The sequence below is a fragment of the Pauljensenia sp. UMB6358 genome, assembly GCF_030216865.1.
Classification (GTDB): domain Bacteria; phylum Actinomycetota; class Actinomycetes; order Actinomycetales; family Actinomycetaceae; genus Pauljensenia; species Pauljensenia turicensis_A.
Map to the genome: position 1 here is coordinate 1 of NZ_JASOMS010000005.1, position 18,280 is coordinate 18,280.

Consider the following 18,280-nt stretch of genomic DNA (forward strand, 5'->3'; position numbering starts at 1 on the left):
GGGCCGTTGGAGCATCACTGCATCGACGGCCCCGCTGGCTTATCACGCACCGACGAACGCCCTCGCGACCTCGAGGAATGAACTGCTCCCCTTTAGTTGGACTGAGAAATCAGACACCGACTAATGGGGAGCAGTTCAATGCACCGTGGGGTCTTTCCATTCGGACGATTGGTGATCAGTCAAGCAGAGCATCACACCTCTGCGCATCACACGATCTGTTGCGAGGAGATCAGACTCCCAGCAGAGCCTGGATCGGCCCAAGCAGGAAGTAGACGACGAAGAGGATCGAAGCCAGCCACATGAGCGGGTGGACCTTCTTCGCACGGCCAAGAACAACCTGGATGACGGTGTGAGTAATGAAGCCAACGCCGATACCGACGGAGACGGAGTAGCCGAAGGGCATGAAGGCGATGGTCATGAACGACGGAAGAGCGATTTCCGGGGCCTGCCAATCGATCTCGGTAACCTGGGTCATCATCAGGAAACCAACGAAGACCAGAGCGGTCGAAGCGGCTTCGGTGGGGACGAGCTCCATGAGCGGTGCAAGGAAGGTCGAGAGAAGGAAGAGGATACCGGTGACGACAGATGCAAGACCTGTGCGCGCGCCTTCAGCGACACCCGCTGCGGACTCAACGTAGGAGGTGTTCGAGGAAACGCCACCGAAACCACCGGCGGCGGCGGCGAGGGAGTCGATCACCAGGATTTCACGAGTCTTCGGTGGGTTGCCCTGTTCGTCGAGCAGATTGCCTTGGGCGCCGACGGCGACCATGGTACCCATCGTGTCGAAGAAGTCAGCCAGCATGAGCGAGAAGATCAGCAAGGCGACGGAAACAATGCCTACCTTACCGAATGCGCCGAACATGTCGACCTTGCCGAGCGTGTTGAACACGGGGACGGCAACAGGTGAACCGTCGAGAGCCGGAATGGTCTGGCCCCAACCGGTAGCGTTCTCATCCGATTTCATACCAAGGTGAAGAACGGCTTCGACGATGACGGCCAGAATCGTCGAAGAGACGATCGAGATGAAGACGGCACCCTTGACCTGACGGATGTAGAGGACGAAGGTCAGGAACAGGCCGAAGACGAAGACCAGGGTCGGCCAGCCCTGCAGGGAGCCGTTGATGCCCAGCTGAACCGGGGTGGCGCCTGCACGGACGATACCGGCGTCAACCAGACCGATAAGAGTGATGAAGAGGCCTAGACCAACGGTCAGAGCGGTCTTCAGCTGATGAGGAACAGCCTTGAACACTGCCTCACGGAAGCCGGTGAGAACCAGGAGCAGGATGATGATGCCTTCCCATGCGACAAGACCCATGGCCTCTGCATAGCTCAGGCCCATGCCTATAACCATGGTGAAAGCAACGACGGCATTGAGGCCCAGACCGGCAGCAAGTGCCAGCGGATAGTTGGCGACAACACCCATGAGGATGGTCATAACGCCTGCAACAAGCGCGGTACCTGCCGCAACACCCTGGGCAGTAATAGAGCCATCCTCCGGCAGTGCTGCCCCGAGGATGGCTGGATTCACGACAAGAATGTAGGCCATGGCGAAGAACGTGACGACACCGCCACGAATTTCCTGACCGATCGAAGATCCGCGTTCGCTGATCTTGAAGAACGAATCAATTGAACCTTTGGCCGCTGATTGGGATGAAGCGGCAGTCTGTTGTGTGCTCACGAACTCATCGTGCCAACGTGCGAAACTTACAGGCAAGAATCGTGTCGGGCGCCACAACACAATGTGGACACCGTGCCTACGGGGTCACATTCGCAGGCATTTTCTCGGTGTCCAGTGCACCGTCGTCAATACGCGACGGGCGAACCGACCACTGGGTTCCCTGCTTGGCAACATCAGTTTCCGAGTGCGCGCCGCAGGTGTGATCGAGGCTGACCACGCGACCATCATCGGGAGCCCATTCGTTGGCGCATACACCGAACACCGTGCGCATCGAACCCGACAGTTTCACCAAGAAACCACAGGTTGAGCACGAGTTACGTGGCGGGCGAGATGACTTCGGTCCCTGCTCAGACTTGTACCAGCGATCAACGGCAGCACTACGGCCTTCTTCGGACAGGACGCGCTTGCGACCCAAGCCGATTTCCTTCAGCTCCGGGTAGTCAATGTCCTCGCCGACATCTTGGAAGGACTGCTCAAGGCGGGCATCTTCTGCCTGGTAGGGGAGGATATCGTCGCGCGACAGATCGCCTGGACGCAGGCGGTCTTCCCACGGGATCCACTGCGGAGCAAGCAACGCACCATCGCGAGGAAGCATGTCGACCTCACACACGGTCGCGTGACGCGAACGCGGAATGCGCGCAACCGTCACTGCCCACGCCCAACCGACATAGCCGTCGTCGGTGGAAGCGAAATAGTGGGTTCCGATGCGCTCTGAGTCCATGACGAACCCAAGGTGTTCACCGATGGGACGCGGGTGGGCAACAGCCTTCGCGGATTCACGAGCAACGTCGACTGCTTGGGCAAGAACCGCGTCCTTCTTCGGGGTACGCACCGCTCCCTTATGCGTTGAAGGCGAGCGCGACGAAGTTTTCACCGTTGTGTCAGTGGCGGGCGTCTGGGGTGCAGGCACAGTATCGCCAGCGTGTGTGTCAGGCATCGAAATCCTCGGCTACTGCTTTAAGAACCTTCGCGATCTGAGGCGCGTTCTCGGGGTACTTTCCGCGACGCAAGCTGGTCGAGGAAGCATCGAGCAGTTTGATGAGGTCCTCAATCACGGGGACCATGGCTTCAGGCTTGCGGTGGCGCGCCGCCGCAAGCGACTTCTTTGGGGCCAGGATGCGAACAGTCAGTGCCTGTGGACCCTTGCGTCCGTCAGCGACACCGTACTCGACGCGCGTCCCCGGCTTCACCGTTTCAATTCCTTCGGGGAGCGCAGAAACGTGCAGGAATACTTCCATACCGTCGTCACCACCGATGAAGCCGAAGCCACGATCAGCATCGAAGAACTTCACCTTGCCAGTAGGCATGTTGCTCCCCTTTCCTTTAGGAATCATTCGTTTTCATTCGTCCTGTCATTCTAATGCGCCCGCCACCTTAATGCGCTACATGCTTTCAACGCCAAATGAATACGGGGCGGGTAACATCGAATTATTGAACGCTTGCAGGTCGGCTCAAAGGTCAGGAGATCCCCATGTCGTTCCGTTCCGCTGTTTCGCATGCGTGCGCCAGCGCCGTTGTCGGTATCGCCCTGATTGCAAGCCTTGGCGCGCCAGCACTTGCCACATCCCCTGTCACTATTTCAACGTCGGTGACCGACCCCTCGGGTTGGCTCAGTGACTCTCACGTTTCGGAAATATCCTCTTCCGCGGACGAGGCCGGGGCTGCTGGTTTGCAGGTTTATTTCGTGACGGTTCCCGATTTTTCGGGTGCTGAGCCAATTGAATGGTGCAAGACTTCGGGTTTGAACTCCGGATTGTCACATCAGTCGATCATCTACGCGATTGCCTATGAAGAGCGCATGTTCGCAACGTGTGGCAACGCTGATCAGCAACTTGTCACCGATTCGGATATCACTCGCGCAACGTCGGCCGCAAAGAAAGTTCTTGCCACATCGAATCCTCTGGACGCTGATACGACGACGGATGCAGCAACAACCTTTATTTCAACGCTGACATCAACCGTGACAGGTCAAACCTCGTCCTCTTCTTCACACTCTTCGTCGACCGACGCTCCTTCCTCCGGGAAGTTGGGATTCAGGTGGATCCGCACCGTTGTCATCCTTGTCGTTATCGGTGGACTGATTGTGTTCTTCGTGAAGCGCAACACGGCGAAGGGCACTTCAACCCCCGCTCCGAAGGCAACCGCTGACCGCCCTTGGGCACCCGGCGATCAGCTTCCGTCATTGACCGAGGATCAGGTACTGGCCCTGACCAACCAATCTTCGACTCTGCTCCTTCAGGCAGACGAACTGGTACGTTCGGCCGCCGATGAGCTTGATTTCGCGCGCGCTCAGTTCGGTGAAACGAAGACCGACGCATATGTGAAGGCACTTTCTGCCGCTCAAGCGGGCATCGCGAAGGCATTTACTGCCCAGCAAACGATGAACGAGGCCCCCGATTCTCGTTCGCGTACCGAGGCTGCGCTTACGCTGCAACATGAGTTGAACCAGGTCATGCCAGCTTTGGTTGAGCAACAGAAGGCATTCAGCCAGCTTCGCGATGAAGAGGCAAGCGTTCCCATGCAGGCCACGGACGTGAAGACGCGCATTTCTGAGGCAATCGCAGCGTTGCCCAGCGTGGAAGCTGAACTCACCGCCCTTCAGACGCTGTACTCGTCCACGACCGTTGCCTCGTTGACGGACAATCCTCAGCAGGCACGCGCTCTCCTTGATTCAGCGTCGGTCGCCGCGAACCAAGCAACCTCCCTCGCAACCTCTGATCCGTCAGCAGCATTGGTGCAACTCGATATTGCTCGCCGAGCACTCGCGATGGCGGGACACCAGACCGAGGCAATCATGAGCGCCAAGCACGATCTCGCTGCCGCGAACGAGGTTCTGACGAAGGCAATTGCTTCGATCACCTCGGATCTTTCCGACGTGACGACCCTGAAGGCAGACTCAGCAGCGTTCGCACCGCTTGTTGCCGAAGCACAGAAGGCTGTAGCCGAGGCTCAAAGCGCACGCACAGGAAGTGGTGACCCGCTGGCTGCGCTGGAAAACCTACGTTTGGCCGAATCTCAGCTGGACGCCGCGCTTGAACCACTTCGTTCTCAGGCTGACGCAAGAGAACGCAAGGTCCAGGCAGCACGGAACGCCGTGTCCGACGCTCAAGCCCAGTACGCGCGAGCTGACTCTTACATTCAGGGACGCCGGGGCGTCATCCCGTTGGACGTCCGTTCCAAACTCGCTGAGGCTAAGGCTGAACTCGATCAGGCTGTTGCACTTGTCCAAACTGACCCCGATCAGGCAACGACCCTGGCGAAGAGCGCGCGTAGCGCGGCCCTTACCGTGCTGTCAACCCCGATAAACGATCCCTCATACAGGCAGGCTGATCAGTTCAAACACCACACGAATAGAAGCGGTGGAATCTTCACCGATAACACCGGCCTTGGCAATGCCCTGCTGTGGTCTGTCCTGATGGATGTCGGTCGTAGCCTCGGGCAAGGAGGAAGCTCCGGTGGCGGATTCTCTGGCGGAGGCTTCGGCGGAAGCGGTGGCGGATTCGGTGGCGGCAGCTCCGGCTCCTTCTGATCTGAACATATGGCTGGTGCCTTGCAGGAATGCCCTGCAGGGCACCAGCCATCTCGGCTCCACCTTCACACCGAACGGATATGCAGTCCGTTCACAGGAAGTATTCGGTGTCACACTCTAAAATGGAGGTGACGCGATAATCGCGCAATCCATCCAGCGAAGGACAGGAACAATGGCAGAAAAGCAGTCCATCATCGGTCGCATTTCCCAGCTCGCAAAAGCAAACATCAATGCCCTCTTGGATCGCGCTGAAGATCCGGCAAAGATGCTTGACCAGCTGATCCGCGACTACACGAACTCCATCGCAGAAGCCGAAACCGCAGTCGCCCAGACTGTCGGCAACCTGCGTCTGGCAGAAAAAGACCACGAAGAAGACGTTGCCGCAGCAGCTGACTGGGGTCGCAAGGCTCTGGCCGCTTCGCAGAAGGCAGACGAAATGCGTGCAGGCGGCGATGCTGCAGGCGCTGACAAGTGGGACAAGCTCGCCAAGGCAGCGATCGGCAAGCAGATCACCTTTGAAGGCGAAGCCAAGGACGCAGAACCAATCATCGCCTCACAGACCGAGGTTGTTGAGAAGCTCAAGACCGGCCTTGCTCAGATGAAGGACAAGCTCGAAGAACTCAAGTCCAAGCGCGATCAGCTGGTGGCACGGCAGAAGACCGCAGAGGCACAGACCAAGGTCAATGACGCTGTCGCATCTATCAACGTGCTCGATCCGACGTCAGAGCTCGCACGCTACGAAGAGCGTGTCCGTCGCGCCGAAGCACTGGCACAGGGGCAGGCAGAGGTCGCGGCCTCGTCCCTCGACGCACAGTTTAAAGAACTCGAAACCGACGCCTCCGAGATTGAAATCGAAGCGCGCCTGGCAGAGCTCAAGAACAAGGACTGATCGCTCAGCTCGAACGTCATTGCGACCAGCGAGTAGCTGAATCAAACAGAAGTGGTGTGGGGCAGTGCCCCGCACCACTTCTGTTTGAGGTTTGACGAACTATCCGGCACCTGATCGCCTCAGGCACAGGCATACTGACGCACAGGCCCCGAACAGCCCGGCTGGCGGTTTTACAGGTAGTCGAACGGGTTGAAGTCGTCGACGTCGATGATGCTCAGTCGCGGTAGAGTTACCTGGAATGCGTGCAGATCGTATTCGAGGTCAAGGATCTCCAAGCCCTTGGCTTCCAGCTCATGGAAAGCGGTCGACAGGAATTCGCGGAAGCAGAGGATCGCGACACGACGTCCCTGATCCAGCAGACGCTCAACTTGAGGAGCGAAATCAGCGTCATGGCTGGCAAGAATGACCGAGCCCGAGTCCAGCTCTGAGATCGCATCCATCGTGCGCTGCAAACCAAGGTCAACGACCTTCACGTCGGCAGGACCCGAAAGCGGGATCACCGAGTAGTTCATGGCGATGAGTGCTTGAACGAATCCCATCGGTAGCGAACCGGAAGAACCGTTGAGGAAGAAGAGGCCCTTCGCTTCACTTCCCCAGTGTTCTTCGGCGCGTTCAAGGACTCGATTCCAGCGCGGGCGTTCTTCTTGATTCGGACGACGATCCAACACTGACATACCAAGAGTGGCATCGATATTTTCGCCGTCAACGATCAAGTAGGTTTTTTCTTCGTTAAATGAATAGTTATCCATAGGGTCAAGAGTAAAAGATTATTACGCGAAAAGGGCGTTGCTCGACACCTATCGTGCCGAGCAACGCCCTATCGAGTGGAAACTACCTACTCACGTGCGTGAGCAGATCACTTCACGTCTTCGTCAACCCAGTCGAAGGTGCGGGTAACAGCCTTCTTCCAGAGGCGGTAGGTGCGATCGCGCTCTGCGGTGTCCATGGACGGCTTCCAACGCTTGTCTTCCTGCCAGTTGGCAATGACATCGTCTGTGCCATTCCAGAAGCCGACTGCGATACCGGCTGCGTAGGCAACACCCAGAGCGGTCGTCTCTGCAACGACCGGACGGATGACGTCCACGCCGGAGATGTCAGCCTGGAACTGCATGAGCAGATCGTCAGCCGTCATACCACCGTCAACCTTGAGTTCCTTCAGCGGGACGCCTGCATCGGCGTTCATTGCATCAATGAGCTCTGCGGACTGGAATGCGGTCGACTCTTCGACTGCGCGGGCAATGTGGCCCTTGTTCACGTAGCGGGTCAGGCCAACGATCGCACCGCGAGCGTCGTCCTTCCAGTACGGTGCGAACAGACCGGAGAATGCCGGGACGAAGTACACGCCACCATTGTCTTCAACGGTCTGAGCGAGCTTTCCGATCTCGGAGGACTTCTCGATCATCCCGAGGTTGTCACGCAGCCACTGAACCAGCGAGCCTGCAACTGCCACGGAGCCTTCGAGCGCGTAGACCGGCTTGGCGTCGCCAAGCTTGTACAGCACGGTCGTCAGCAGACCGTTGGTTGAGAAGACGGGCTCTTCGCCCGTGTTCATCAGGGTGAAGCAACCGGTGCCGTAAGTGTTCTTCGCGGTGCCCTTTTCGAAGCAGGCCTGACCGAAGGTTGCAGCCTGCTGGTCACCAAGGATGCCGGAGATCGGAACGCCTGCGAGCAGACCATTCGGGCGACCGGTGCCGTAGGTGTCTGCGGACGCCTTGATCTCGGGGAGCATTGCCGGCGGGATGCGGAAGTCGGCGCAGATGTCTTCGCGCCACTTGAGCTCACGAACGTCCATCAGCAGGGTACGGGATGCGTTGGTCACGTCGGTTGCGTGGACGCCACCGTTAACGCCACCGGTCAGGTTCCAGAGAACCCAGGTGTCCGGGGTGCCGAAAAGCAGGTCGCCTGCCTCTGCCTTCTCACGTGCTCCCTCAACGTTGTCGAGGATCCAGGTAATGCGAGGTGCGGACGGGTAGGTTGAGATGTTCTCGCCGGTGATCTGGCGGTAACGTTCGGTACCCAGCGGGTCGCCTGCTGCGACGCCACGGACGATTTCCGAAGTACGGGCGTCCTGCCAGACGATTGCGTTGTAGACGGGCTCGCCGGTGTTCTTGTCCCACACGATGGTGGTTTCACGCTGGTTAGTGATGCCAACAGCAGCAAGTTGGGTGGCGTTGATTTCTGCCTTCTGAAGCGCCTCGGCGACGACGGTGCGAACCGATTCCCAAATCTCTACGGGATCGTGCTCAACCCAGCCCGGGTTCGGGAAGATCTGGGTGAATTCCTTCTGACCAACCGAGACGATTTCGCCGGAGTGGTTGAAGACGATCGCACGGGAGGACGTGGTGCCCTGGTCAATCGCGAGAACGAATTTTTCATTAGACATGACTGATGTCCCTTCTGTTCACTTCTTTGTGTTTCAGATAGAAACGTGGGGTCCCAGACGAGTCCGCCTGGGACCCCACGCAAGGTTAGAGTGCCAAAGCTCTAGGTTCAGGCCAAGCCGGAGCCGAATGCAACGAGTGTTGCGACGATGGCGCCGATGATCGGGCCGACGACCGGGACCCAGGAGTAGCCCCAGTCGGAGCCACCCTTACCCTTGATCGGGAGAATTGCGTGAGCAATACGCGGGCCGAGGTCACGGGCCGGGTTGATCGCGTATCCGGTGGGGCCACCGAGCGAGTTACCGATGACGACGATGATCAGTGCAACGCCGAGCGGGCCAATCGCGGTTTCGGTGTAGCCGGAGACGAAGACCCAGAGGATCAGGACGAAGGTGCCGATGGCCTCAGTGAGGGTGTTCCAGAATCCGTTGCGAATCTCGGGAGCGGTCGAGAAGACACCGAGCTTGAGGGCCGGGTTGAGATCTTCATCGAAGTGCTGCTTGAAGGTTAGCCAGCAGAGGACTGCACCAACGAATGCACCGAGGAATTGAGCTGCTAAGTAGATGCCAACGTTTGCTGCAGTGACGGCAACGCCGGGGGCCAGTTCGACGGAGGAATCCATCATGTGGCCGACGGCCTTAGCAATGGTGACTGCAGGGTTCAGGTGGCCGCCCGAGTCGTATGCGACGTAGACGCCTGCGAGAACTGCGAGGCCCCATCCCCAGTTAATCATGAGCCAACCGCCACCGTTGCCCTTGGACTTGGGCAGGAGGTTGGTAGCAACGACGCCACCACCGAGGAGGAGAAGGACTGCTGTACCGAGGAACTCAGACATGAAGATATGTCCGGCAGTGAGTTCATGCGGCGCAAGAGGAAGAAGTGTTGCGAGCATTTTTCCAATCTTTCTTCGATGCTTCGTTGCATCGAATTGTCGGGCGGTTTCCCACCCGCAGGGTTCCTTTAGCGAGACAGGACTGATCACGCCAAGTGTGAAAAGTCTACCGCGTCACATACGAATTCTTTTTCAAGACTCCGCTTGTTTCGCAGGACCGCTCGTGAGCACTTTGCGGTCGCAGAACAAACCCGCGCTGACCTGTGATGTCTTCACGTGGACACCACACAGTATGACAGCGTTTGCACATCGAACCTGACCCCATGCACAACCGTGCATCTAAGGGGACACTTACCGCTCCAATGTGTGCACGCTCACCAAATCGCACAGTCTCCCAAAGGATTGGACATTCAACAGTTAGACCTGCACGCCTGTGCATGGCAGACTATGACTCGTGACGATTCGTGACGAACAGGCTCATGAAGCCGCATCAATGTATTACCTCCAAGGTCAGACCATGGAGACGATCGCACGCCACCTTGGCGTATCACGCTCCTCGGTCTCTCGTTTGCTGTCCTACGCGCGCGACACCGGCTTGGTTCGCATCTCAGTGAGCGCCGCTCCAGGACACAAAGGAACCCTTGCCGGTCAAATTTCTGAAATCTTCGGCGTACAGACGTCCGTTGTTCCGGTCCATGACGTCCACACCGAAGTCAACCGACTTCATAACGTCTCGCTTGTCGCGGCGGAACGTCTGGTCGACATGCTCAAACCCGGTGTCACCCTTGGCATCGCATGGGGCAACACGACCTCAGAGATCACCCGCTGTATGCCACGCGTCAACTTCCCCGGATCGACCGTCGTCCAGCTCAACGGGGCCGCGACCGCTACCGAGTCCGGCATGCCGTACGCAGACGCGATTATTTCCCGCGCAGCGCGCGCAATGGGCGGACGCATGGTCCACTTCCCCGTTCCCACGTTCTTCGACTACGCAGAGACAAAGAAGCAGCTCTGGCGCGAGCGCTCGGTTCAGACCGTGTTGAAGACGATTGACGACTGCGATATCGCTCTGTTCGGCGTCGGCTCACTTTCGGCACGCCTGCCCTCCCACGTTTATTCGGGTGGCTTCCTGGACACTGAAGAAATCGCAATGGCCCAGAAGGACGGCGTTGTTGGCGACGTCTGCACCGTCCTCCTACGCGAAGACGGCTCAACAGACATGGAACTCAACAGCCGAGCTTCCGGCCCCAGCCCAGAGACTCTCCGCAAGATCCCGCGTCGCCTCTGCGTCGTAGCTGGCGCCTCGAAGGCGCTCCCGCTACTTGGTGCGCTGCGCGCACACGTCGCCACCGACCTCGTCCTTGACGATGGCGTGGCACGCGAACTGCTTGATCTGGTTCGCACTCGCGCGGCGCAGGCGCGTGGCCTCGCCCCTAGGCGCTAAGCCAGATCGCACCCAGCCAAAAACCAAAGAAAAGTGGAGCTCACAACAATCGTGAACTCCACTTTTCTTTATCCAAGCAGACACCACACTCCGGTTGACAAGGACGTGTTCTAGGCGATCTGCGCACGAAGCCCATCAATGACAACGTTCAAGAGGCCGGTCCGGGAATGCTCAGAGCTTCTTGACCAGCGGGAACGTGATGGTCTCACGGATACCCTGACCGGTCAGAGCCATCAGCAGACGGTCAAGGCCCATACCCATGCCACCTGCCGGTGGCATACCGTACTCCATGGCCATCAGGAAGTCTTCGTCCAAGACCATTGCTTCCGGGTCACCCTTTGCCGCAACAAGCGCCTGCGCTTCGAAACGCTCGCGCTGGATGACCGGGTCGACGAGTTCGGAGTAGGCTGTCGCCAGTTCGAAGCCTCGGACGTACAGGTCCCACTTCTCGACGATGCCCGGCTTGGAACGGTGTCCGCGGGTCAGCGGGCTGGAGTCTTCGGGGTAGTCGCGCACGAAGGTCGGCGCATACAGCTTGTCACCTACGGCGACTTCGAAGATAACCTCTGCGACCTTACCGGGACCCCAGTGGTCAGCAACGTCTTCACCGAGTTCTTCGGCGATCTTCACCAGTTCGTCCAGCGGAGTATTCACCGTGAACTCACGACCAAGAGCGTCAGCCGTGGCCTCGAACATCGAGATTTCTTTCCACGAACCCGAAAGGTCGTAGGACGAACCGTCAGGCAGGGTGACGACCTCGGTGCCCAGGGCGTCGCGTGCCGCCTTCTGGATGAACTCACGGGTGCGACGAGCCATCGTGTCGTAGGAACCGTAGGCTTCGTATGCCTCGAGCATCGTAAATTCGGGGCTGTGCGAAGAGTCCGCGCCCTCATTACGGAAGTTGCGGTTGATTTCGAAGACCTTGTCGACGCCGCCGACAACCGCACGCTTGAGGAACAGCTCGGGCGCAATGCGCAGGAACAGCTCGGTGTCGTAGGCGTTCATGTGAGTCGAAAACGGGCGTGCGGCCGCGCCACCGTGCAGGTTCTGCAGCATCGGCGTTTCGATCTCGATAAAGCCAGCGTCATCGAAGTAGTTGCGCAGCGACTTCACAACATTGGCGCGCGTACGCACCATGTCGCGGGCGGCCGGGCGAACAATCATGTCGAGGTAGCGGCGACGAACACGCAGGTCCTCAGACAGGGACATTTCGGTGCCGTCTTCTCCGGTGTAGGTCTTCGGTAGCGGGCGGATCGCCTTTGCAGCGATCTGCCATGCGGGGACCGGGTCGCCTTCGTTGATGCCGGGCGTGAACAGGTCGGCGGGCGCGGTGCCAGGGCATGCCATGATCGACAGTTCGCCACGACGCGAGGAAATGACGCGACCGTGCACGAACAGGTGGTCACCAAGGTCCACGTCGGTCTTGTACTGAGCCAGCGAATCCAAACCGACCTCTGCGGCCGACAGCATGACCTGAATACGGTTGCCGGCGCCATCCATCAGGGTTGCGAAGCAGAGCTTGCCACCGTTGCGAGCAAGCATCACGCGACCGGCAATACCGACCTCATCCTGAGTTTCTTCGCCGGTTTCAAGGTGAGCGTACTTTTCACGAACATCGGCGATCGAAGTGGTAATCGCCAGGACGACCGGGTAGGCCTGGCCTCCTTCGGCAAGCAGGCGCTCGCGCTTTTCTTGGCGGACACGCACCTGTTCGGGGGCGTCGTCGTTTTCCGGGGCAGCTGGGTTTGTATTCACGTCAGTCACCCTGCCAGTTTAACGGCATCACCGCACCCATTTCGCATAGGGAACGCGAGTGGGTGCAGTGCCACATCGCACAACGTCAGTTCGCGGATTATTCCACCTTGGCACTCGTATCGACGAGGCCGGGCACTTCAACGTATGTCTATGCCACCGTTGCCCGTTTTAAAAAGAGACGCGGGGAGGGACAGAGGCACTACGTGCCGGACGACTTCAGGCCGAGTTCGCGAGCGCGATCAGAGTCTTCTGGAACCGTCCCCGCTGAGGACCCAACCTCGACAATATGGTTGTCAGCGTCAACGAATGCGACGGCGGGCTCCCAGCCTTTCACCATGGATTCTGGAACCTGGCAGTAGGCCATGATGATGACCAGATCGCCGAGGTTCACGAGGTGCGCAGCGGCGCCGTTGAGCTGGATGACACCGGAGCCTCGCGGACCGGCGATCGTGTAGGTGGACAGGCGATTGCCATTGTTCACGTCTGCAACGTCGACTCGTTGCCCGGGCGCAATGTTCGCCGCGTCCAGCAGCTCCGCATCGATGGTGATCGAACCGACGTAGTGCAGGTCAGCACCCGTGACGGTGGCGCGGTGGATCTTGCCCTGGATCATCGAGCGCATGATTTCACTCACCGGCATTCCCCTGTTCGACGGGCGCCACAAACGGCATATTGTCGATCAGGCGCGTGGCGCCAACCTTGGCTGCGAGCAGCAGACGATATTCGCGCTCCCCCGCCTGATTCAAGGTCGCGGGCCGCAAGGAATCAGCCGACGTCAGTTCTGCCGATCCGTAGGCGCCCAGGATATCGAAGGTTCCATCATCGACCAGCGCAATGTAATCAATGTCGATACCGCCGGTCGCCTCGACGTGGCCTCGTATGACGTCAATAATCTGGGTGGCAGGTGCGCCCGCACGACCCGCTTCAACACCCAGCGTCAAGCTCTGGTTGAGAGCACGAGCGCGGACACGCTCTTCGTCGGACAGGTAGCGGTTGCGACTGGACAGGGCAACGCCGTCGGCGTCACGCACAATCGGAACGCCGATCACGGTCACCGGCACGTCGAGCTGGCGGAACACATGGCGCAACATCGCAAGTTGCTGAGCATCCTTTTCGCCGAACAGTGCAACATCTGGGCAAACGAGACCCATGACCTTCGTGCACACCAGCGCAACCCCACCGAAGTGGCTCGGGCGAGTCTTGCCTTCTAGGACGCGAGCAATCGGACCGGGATCAATCGAAACGGTGACGGGCTCGGGGTAGGCATCTTCGGGGCTCGGCGCCCACACGACATCCGCGCCCACGGTTTCAAGCGCGTCCATGTCCGCTTCGAGCGTGCGCGGGTAGACGTCATAGTCCTCACCCGGAGCAAACTGCGTGGGGTTCACGAAAATCGTGACGATGACGTGGTCACCGTGCGCCTTCGCCTGTTTGACCAGCTCCAAATGCCCCGAATGCAGGGCGCCCATCGTCATCACCAGAGCACGCGAGCCGGTCAATGGCTTCAGCGCTGCGGCAAGTTCTTCACGCGTATGAGTGAGCACTGGTCGTTTCGTCATACTTCCATTGTCGTAGTAGGCAGACTCATATGCGACCTCTAAGGGCGAGTATTCCCCCACGTTTCTGACTGACGCACTGCCAATTCTGCGCCAACACGACGCGGACAACCAGCGTCAGAGCCCGCCTTCCATCAACGCCGTTTTAATCGAGTCGCACGCTCGATCACTCAGGTGGCCTCGTCGATAGAGGATGTCGGTCGCCTGATGCGCACGCGCGCGGTAGATATCCGCGAAATCACCCCCAGCATCACGATCACCGTCGGATGCGAGCAGGCCAGCCAGCGCTTTCACATGTTCAGCAATGACCTGCGTATCGCCGTTCGCAATCGGAGCCGCAAAAGCCCGCTCAATTTCAGACAGCGCTTTTTCTGCCGTTCCAGCCAGAAGCGAAGAAGCGAAGAGGGCGGGGTCCTCAATCCCAGCACGTTCAAGACCAGCCAACGACTGGACGACCGCCGTCACGATCCCAAGCGTGCCAAGCGTGAGCGCCGCGTGGACTGCCGGGCGAGCATCTTCGTCGACAACGATGGGTTCACCACCCATTTCCACAACCAGCGCCTGCGCGATCGGCAAGAAAGGTGCGGGCGCGCTGACAGCAAACGGAGTACCCGACAGACGCGGAATATCAAGGCTCATACCCGTGAATGTCATAACGGGGTAAATCGCGGTCGGAATCGCGCCATTCGCCTGCGCGGGCGCCAGAATCCCGGTTCCAAACGGACCGGCCAGATGACAGACGATCTGCCCCATTTTCCACGCGCCCATGTCGGCAAGGCCCTTGACCAGAGGCTCGATTTCTCCGTCGGGAACGGCCAGAATCACCAAGCCCGATGCGGCAATTACCTCGGTTTCATCCATGATCGCCACGCCCGGGAGCATCATCTCCGCACGCTCACGCTCAGCGTCCGTGTGCGCGACGACGCCGGCGATTCGATGCCCCACGGAACGTAGAGCGGAAGCGATGACAGGACCGACCGTCCCCATGCCGATGAGTCCGACGTCAAGCCTGCCTGGTTGCTCACTCACAATGTGCCGCCTTGAGTAGATGGTGTGCGCGGGCGCGCGTCTTCAACGGTAGTCGATATTCGCCCGCCGTTATTCGATCGACGAGGCCGCGCTCGATTCATCGGCTTCCAGCTGAACATCGGCGCGATCACAATCGAAGTTATCTTCACCTACGGTCAACGCTGCTTTCACACGAGGGGTCATCCTGTGGCGCGTAGACGCTCTGATCATCCTGACGGGCGTCAAGACCCTTCGTGACGCGCAGCATCCAGTGTTCCGCGGGCTCGCTGGCACGCTTCAGCTGAGACTTCGCACGGAGCTCTTCAAGCAAGGCAACGCCGGCTTCCTCATCAATGTGGCCTGCCAACTCTGGGGCACTACCTGGAACGATGGAAGCATTCACATCAACCAGCTGGCGCCTTTTCTCCCACGGACCTTGAATGATCGCCAGGGATTGAATCCGTTCCACGGGTATGAAACCGGTCTGCCAGGTCAGCCAGCCCTTGCGGATCACAAAGCACGTATCCGTCAGCGCGACTGCGCGACGCTTGTAAGAGAACCAATCAAACAGGCGCGCACGCATCGGAACGGGAAGGAATCCTTGCCCTTCGCGCGTTCCATTCAAAGCAGCTTCGATGAAAGCAACGGGGTCAGTCACACCCAAGTCACGGATCACCAGCCACAGAGCAAGCTCCGCGTCAGCGCGAGTGCCCACCGGCAAAAGAACGTCAGCGGAACGCTGAGACTTATCACTATCGGTTTTGCCACCGTAGCCAGCCTGCGTGATCTTCACGCGATACCAGCCGAAGCGACGCCAAAGCCACGGCTGTTGAACAAGAACAGCGTGGACACGACGTGGCGGAATCGTCTGATTACGGGTTTCCAGAAGACCCGAACGAGTGCGAATACCATCCGGGGAAACAGCTGCAGTGAAGTTAAATTCGCCTGCGAAACGACTCCAGATTGCAGCGACGGCAGCAATAATACCTGCAAAACCAGAGAAGATACCCGCCGTCCCCTCAATTCCGACTTTGATCAGCAAAACAACCGACATGACCAAGATGGCAAGCACAACCAGGATCGCAATGATCATGCCCATATTCGTCACCAGCGAAGCAACAAGCCTGCCCACAGGAACCGTGTACAGAACTCGTTCGGGAGCGACCACCGGACGCTGAGGAACCGAGGCACCGGCCTGTTCCGATGACGGTGTCTGATCGATGGAGCCGGCCTCGTCCCCCGATCCGATGGCGGAATCAGACTGAGGCGCATCCTCCACAGAAGCGGAAGTTGGCGAAGAGTAGACGCCGGCAGCGCGCGCCAAGATTTCAGCGCGCACATCATCCAATTCCTGTGTTTTAAGGAAACCGAATTCGACATTCGACTGTCCGCCACCGGCAACCTCAATGTTGATCTTGCCTAAGCCGAAAATACGCCCCAGCAACGGATGATGAATATCGACCGCCTGAATGCGATCCAGGCGAGCGTGCTTCAACGTTTTCACGAAGATGCCAGCGCGGTAATACACGCCTTCGTCGACAACGGCGAAAGACGTGAACTTCCACGAGAAGTACGAAAACAGCGCGATCGCAAGAAAAATCAAGAAGGCCGAACCGACAATGACACCAACGACCAGCGAGAGCGTCTGATGGCGAACAAAATCAGAATTCGCAATATCGGCAACCGTGTCGAAATTCTGATAGGTGACAACCGCAAGCAGAGCCACGATCGCCTTCCACGCATGGATAATCGGAGATGCCGGGTGCAGTTTGCGCCACTGCTCGTCGGAGACACCGCCCTGCGTGGCGCGCAAAGGGGCGGATTCATTCGATTTATTCACAGGCCAGCCAATTCCGCCGTGCCACGCTCGGCAAGCATGTCGCGAAGGCGAGCGGCTTCAGCAACCGGAACACCGTTCAACGTCGCATCCGTCGATGCGGACGCCGTATGAATCTTCAGCTCTGCGATGCCGTAGTGGCGAGCAATTGGACCTTCAGAGAGTTCCACATACTGAATACGACCGTAAGGAATCAACGTCAGACGACGGAACATAATGCCCTTGCGGATCAAAAAATCGTCATCGCCCGTGCCAAATGCCATCGCGCGAACCTGACGGTGAATAATCGCCAGCGACCAGACCATCATGATGACAACAACCGCGAATCCGATCCACCACCACTTCGAAACGAGAACCGCGAGCGCGACTCCGCCGGCGAGCAGAGGCAGGAACGTCAGAATCGTCGTGATGATGCGGACCTGGGCAAGCTTGGGCGATACGGAGTGGAACTCCACATCGGGTGGGCTCATTGGATCGAGCATCGCTGGTCCTTTCGGGGTTCCCTCATGTGTGTTCTTGGAGTTCTATCGTGCCATATACACAGGTCGTTGATAAGTGCTGAGTAAATGGTGTGGCACAGAAACGGGCTTTTATACGCACACATGCGACTCTCGCAAACCATTCAGGAAACATTCAGAAATATCAGTCACACTATGGATATGACACGCACAGGCACTGAGGAAGAAGCTCGCCTGCTCGTCGTTGACGACGAGCCGAATATTCGCGACCTTCTGGCATCATCACTTCGTTTTGCCGGATTCGATGTCCTGACCGCGGAAGATGGCCACTCCGCCTACCGTATCGCCATGGACGAGGCCCCTGACCTGATCGTTTTGGACGTCATGTTGCCAGACATGGACGGATTCACCGTGACCCGTCGCCTGCGCGAAGCAGGAGCGACAGTCCCCGTTCTATTCCTGACCGCACGCGACGATATGCGCGACAAGATCCAGGGTCTGACTGTCGGTGGCGACGACTACGTTACTAAGCCCTTTGGCCTTGAAGAGGTCGTTGCCCGTATCCGCGCCATCTTGCGACGCACCATCGGCTCCGACGAAGACGATGGCAAGCTCCGCGTCGGCGACCTGATCATTGACGAGGATGCGCACGAGGTCAGCCGTGCGGGCGTCGAAATCGACCTGTCCCCCACAGAGTTCAAGCTTCTTCGCTACCTGGTGATCAATGAGGGACGCGTCGTGTCGAAGATGCAGATCTTGGATCACGTGTGGGAATACGACTGGGGTGGAGAAGTTGCGATCGTCGAATCGTATATCTCCTACCTGCGTCGCAAGTTGGCAGTCGAAGGTGCGGGCGGCGAACTGATCCACACCAAGCGCGGTGTCGGATACATCCTGCGCGCCGACGACTGAG

At 58.6% G+C, this 18,280-nt stretch carries 16 protein-coding genes; 4 read left to right on the forward strand and 12 right to left on the reverse strand.

All coding sequences use genetic code 11. From position 1 onward, the window contains the following. Window positions 1-229: 229 nt before the first annotated feature. The 3 genes from QP381_RS04635 to QP381_RS04645 form a co-directional block, all read right to left on the reverse strand. Window positions 230-1,678 carry an NCS2 family permease gene (locus QP381_RS04635; RefSeq protein WP_285067991.1) on the reverse strand — a complete coding sequence of 483 codons (1,449 nt, stop codon included), beginning with the start codon at window positions 1,676-1,678 and terminating at the stop codon, window positions 230-232. A gap of 76 nt (window positions 1,679-1,754) precedes the next feature. Beyond that, window positions 1,755-2,615 carry a DUF3027 domain-containing protein gene (locus QP381_RS04640; protein WP_285067992.1) on the reverse strand — a complete coding sequence of 287 codons (861 nt, stop codon included), beginning with the start codon at window positions 2,613-2,615 and terminating at the stop codon, window positions 1,755-1,757. Next, entirely contained in the window at window positions 2,608-2,985 is a 378-nt protein-coding gene (locus QP381_RS04645) for a cold-shock protein (RefSeq protein WP_285067993.1), read from the reverse strand. Before QP381_RS04645 ends, QP381_RS04640 begins: the two co-directional genes overlap by 8 nt. Window positions 2,986-3,149: 164 nt before the next feature. Between QP381_RS04645 and QP381_RS04650 the strand changes: the two genes are divergently transcribed. Further along, window positions 3,150-5,207, forward strand: coding sequence for a TPM domain-containing protein (locus QP381_RS04650; protein ID WP_285067994.1), 2,058 nt, complete (start codon window positions 3,150-3,152; stop codon window positions 5,205-5,207). 172 nt (window positions 5,208-5,379) lie between these two features. Next, entirely contained in the window at window positions 5,380-6,096 is a 717-nt protein-coding gene (locus tag QP381_RS04655; RefSeq protein ID WP_006680841.1) for a PspA/IM30 family protein, read from the forward strand. Between the two features lie 170 nt (window positions 6,097-6,266). Here the strand turns inward: QP381_RS04655 and QP381_RS04660 are convergent, their stop codons facing one another. From QP381_RS04660 to QP381_RS04670, 3 genes are all read right to left on the reverse strand, one after another. Then, window positions 6,267-6,845 (reverse strand): NYN domain-containing protein, encoded by a 579-nt coding sequence (locus QP381_RS04660; RefSeq protein ID WP_006680840.1) that lies wholly within the window; start codon window positions 6,843-6,845, stop codon window positions 6,267-6,269. A gap of 107 nt (window positions 6,846-6,952) precedes the next feature. Beyond that, window positions 6,953-8,479, reverse strand: a complete 1,527-nt coding sequence (gene glpK / locus QP381_RS04665) for a glycerol kinase GlpK (RefSeq protein ID WP_006680839.1) — start codon at window positions 8,477-8,479, stop codon at window positions 6,953-6,955. A gap of 107 nt (window positions 8,480-8,586) precedes the next feature. Beyond that, complete coding sequence (locus tag QP381_RS04670; protein WP_285067995.1) at window positions 8,587-9,369, reverse strand: MIP/aquaporin family protein; 783 nt, start codon at window positions 9,367-9,369, stop codon at window positions 8,587-8,589. A gap of 433 nt (window positions 9,370-9,802) precedes the next feature. On the opposite strand from QP381_RS04670, the gene QP381_RS04675 reads away from it, so the two are divergent. Continuing rightward, window positions 9,803-10,753 carry a sugar-binding transcriptional regulator gene (locus tag QP381_RS04675; protein ID WP_040318513.1) on the forward strand — a complete coding sequence of 317 codons (951 nt, stop codon included), beginning with the start codon at window positions 9,803-9,805 and terminating at the stop codon, window positions 10,751-10,753. Window positions 10,754-10,924: 171 nt separating this feature from the next. Here QP381_RS04675 and QP381_RS04680 read toward each other — a convergent pair whose 3' ends face one another. From QP381_RS04680 to QP381_RS04705, 6 genes are all read right to left on the reverse strand, one after another. Continuing rightward, window positions 10,925-12,517, reverse strand: coding sequence for a lysine--tRNA ligase (locus tag QP381_RS04680; protein WP_285067996.1), 1,593 nt, complete (start codon window positions 12,515-12,517; stop codon window positions 10,925-10,927). Window positions 12,518-12,707: 190 nt separating this feature from the next. Beyond that, window positions 12,708-13,130, reverse strand: coding sequence for an aspartate 1-decarboxylase (gene panD / locus QP381_RS04685; protein WP_442953402.1), 423 nt, complete (start codon window positions 13,128-13,130; stop codon window positions 12,708-12,710). Between the two features lie 4 nt (window positions 13,131-13,134). Continuing rightward, the gene (gene panC / locus QP381_RS04690; RefSeq protein WP_285067998.1) at window positions 13,135-14,067 is read right to left on the reverse strand and encodes a pantoate--beta-alanine ligase; all 933 of its coding nucleotides are present in this window, start codon (window positions 14,065-14,067) and stop codon (window positions 13,135-13,137) included. Between the two features lie 114 nt (window positions 14,068-14,181). Next, the gene (locus tag QP381_RS04695) at window positions 14,182-15,093 is read right to left on the reverse strand and encodes a Rossmann-like and DUF2520 domain-containing protein (protein ID WP_103632694.1); all 912 of its coding nucleotides are present in this window, start codon (window positions 15,091-15,093) and stop codon (window positions 14,182-14,184) included. A gap of 145 nt (window positions 15,094-15,238) precedes the next feature. Then, window positions 15,239-16,912 carry a PH domain-containing protein gene (locus QP381_RS04700; RefSeq protein WP_006680832.1) on the reverse strand — a complete coding sequence of 558 codons (1,674 nt, stop codon included), beginning with the start codon at window positions 16,910-16,912 and terminating at the stop codon, window positions 15,239-15,241. Beyond that, on the reverse strand, window positions 16,909-17,391 hold the full coding sequence (locus QP381_RS04705) for a PH domain-containing protein (RefSeq protein WP_006680831.1): 483 nt from the start codon (window positions 17,389-17,391) through the stop codon (window positions 16,909-16,911). Before QP381_RS04705 ends, QP381_RS04700 begins: the two co-directional genes overlap by 4 nt. A gap of 177 nt (window positions 17,392-17,568) precedes the next feature. Between QP381_RS04705 and QP381_RS04710 the strand changes: the two genes are divergently transcribed. Next, window positions 17,569-18,279 carry a response regulator transcription factor gene (locus QP381_RS04710; RefSeq protein ID WP_040318511.1) on the forward strand — a complete coding sequence of 237 codons (711 nt, stop codon included), beginning with the start codon at window positions 17,569-17,571 and terminating at the stop codon, window positions 18,277-18,279. Window position 18,280 lies beyond the last annotated feature (1 nt).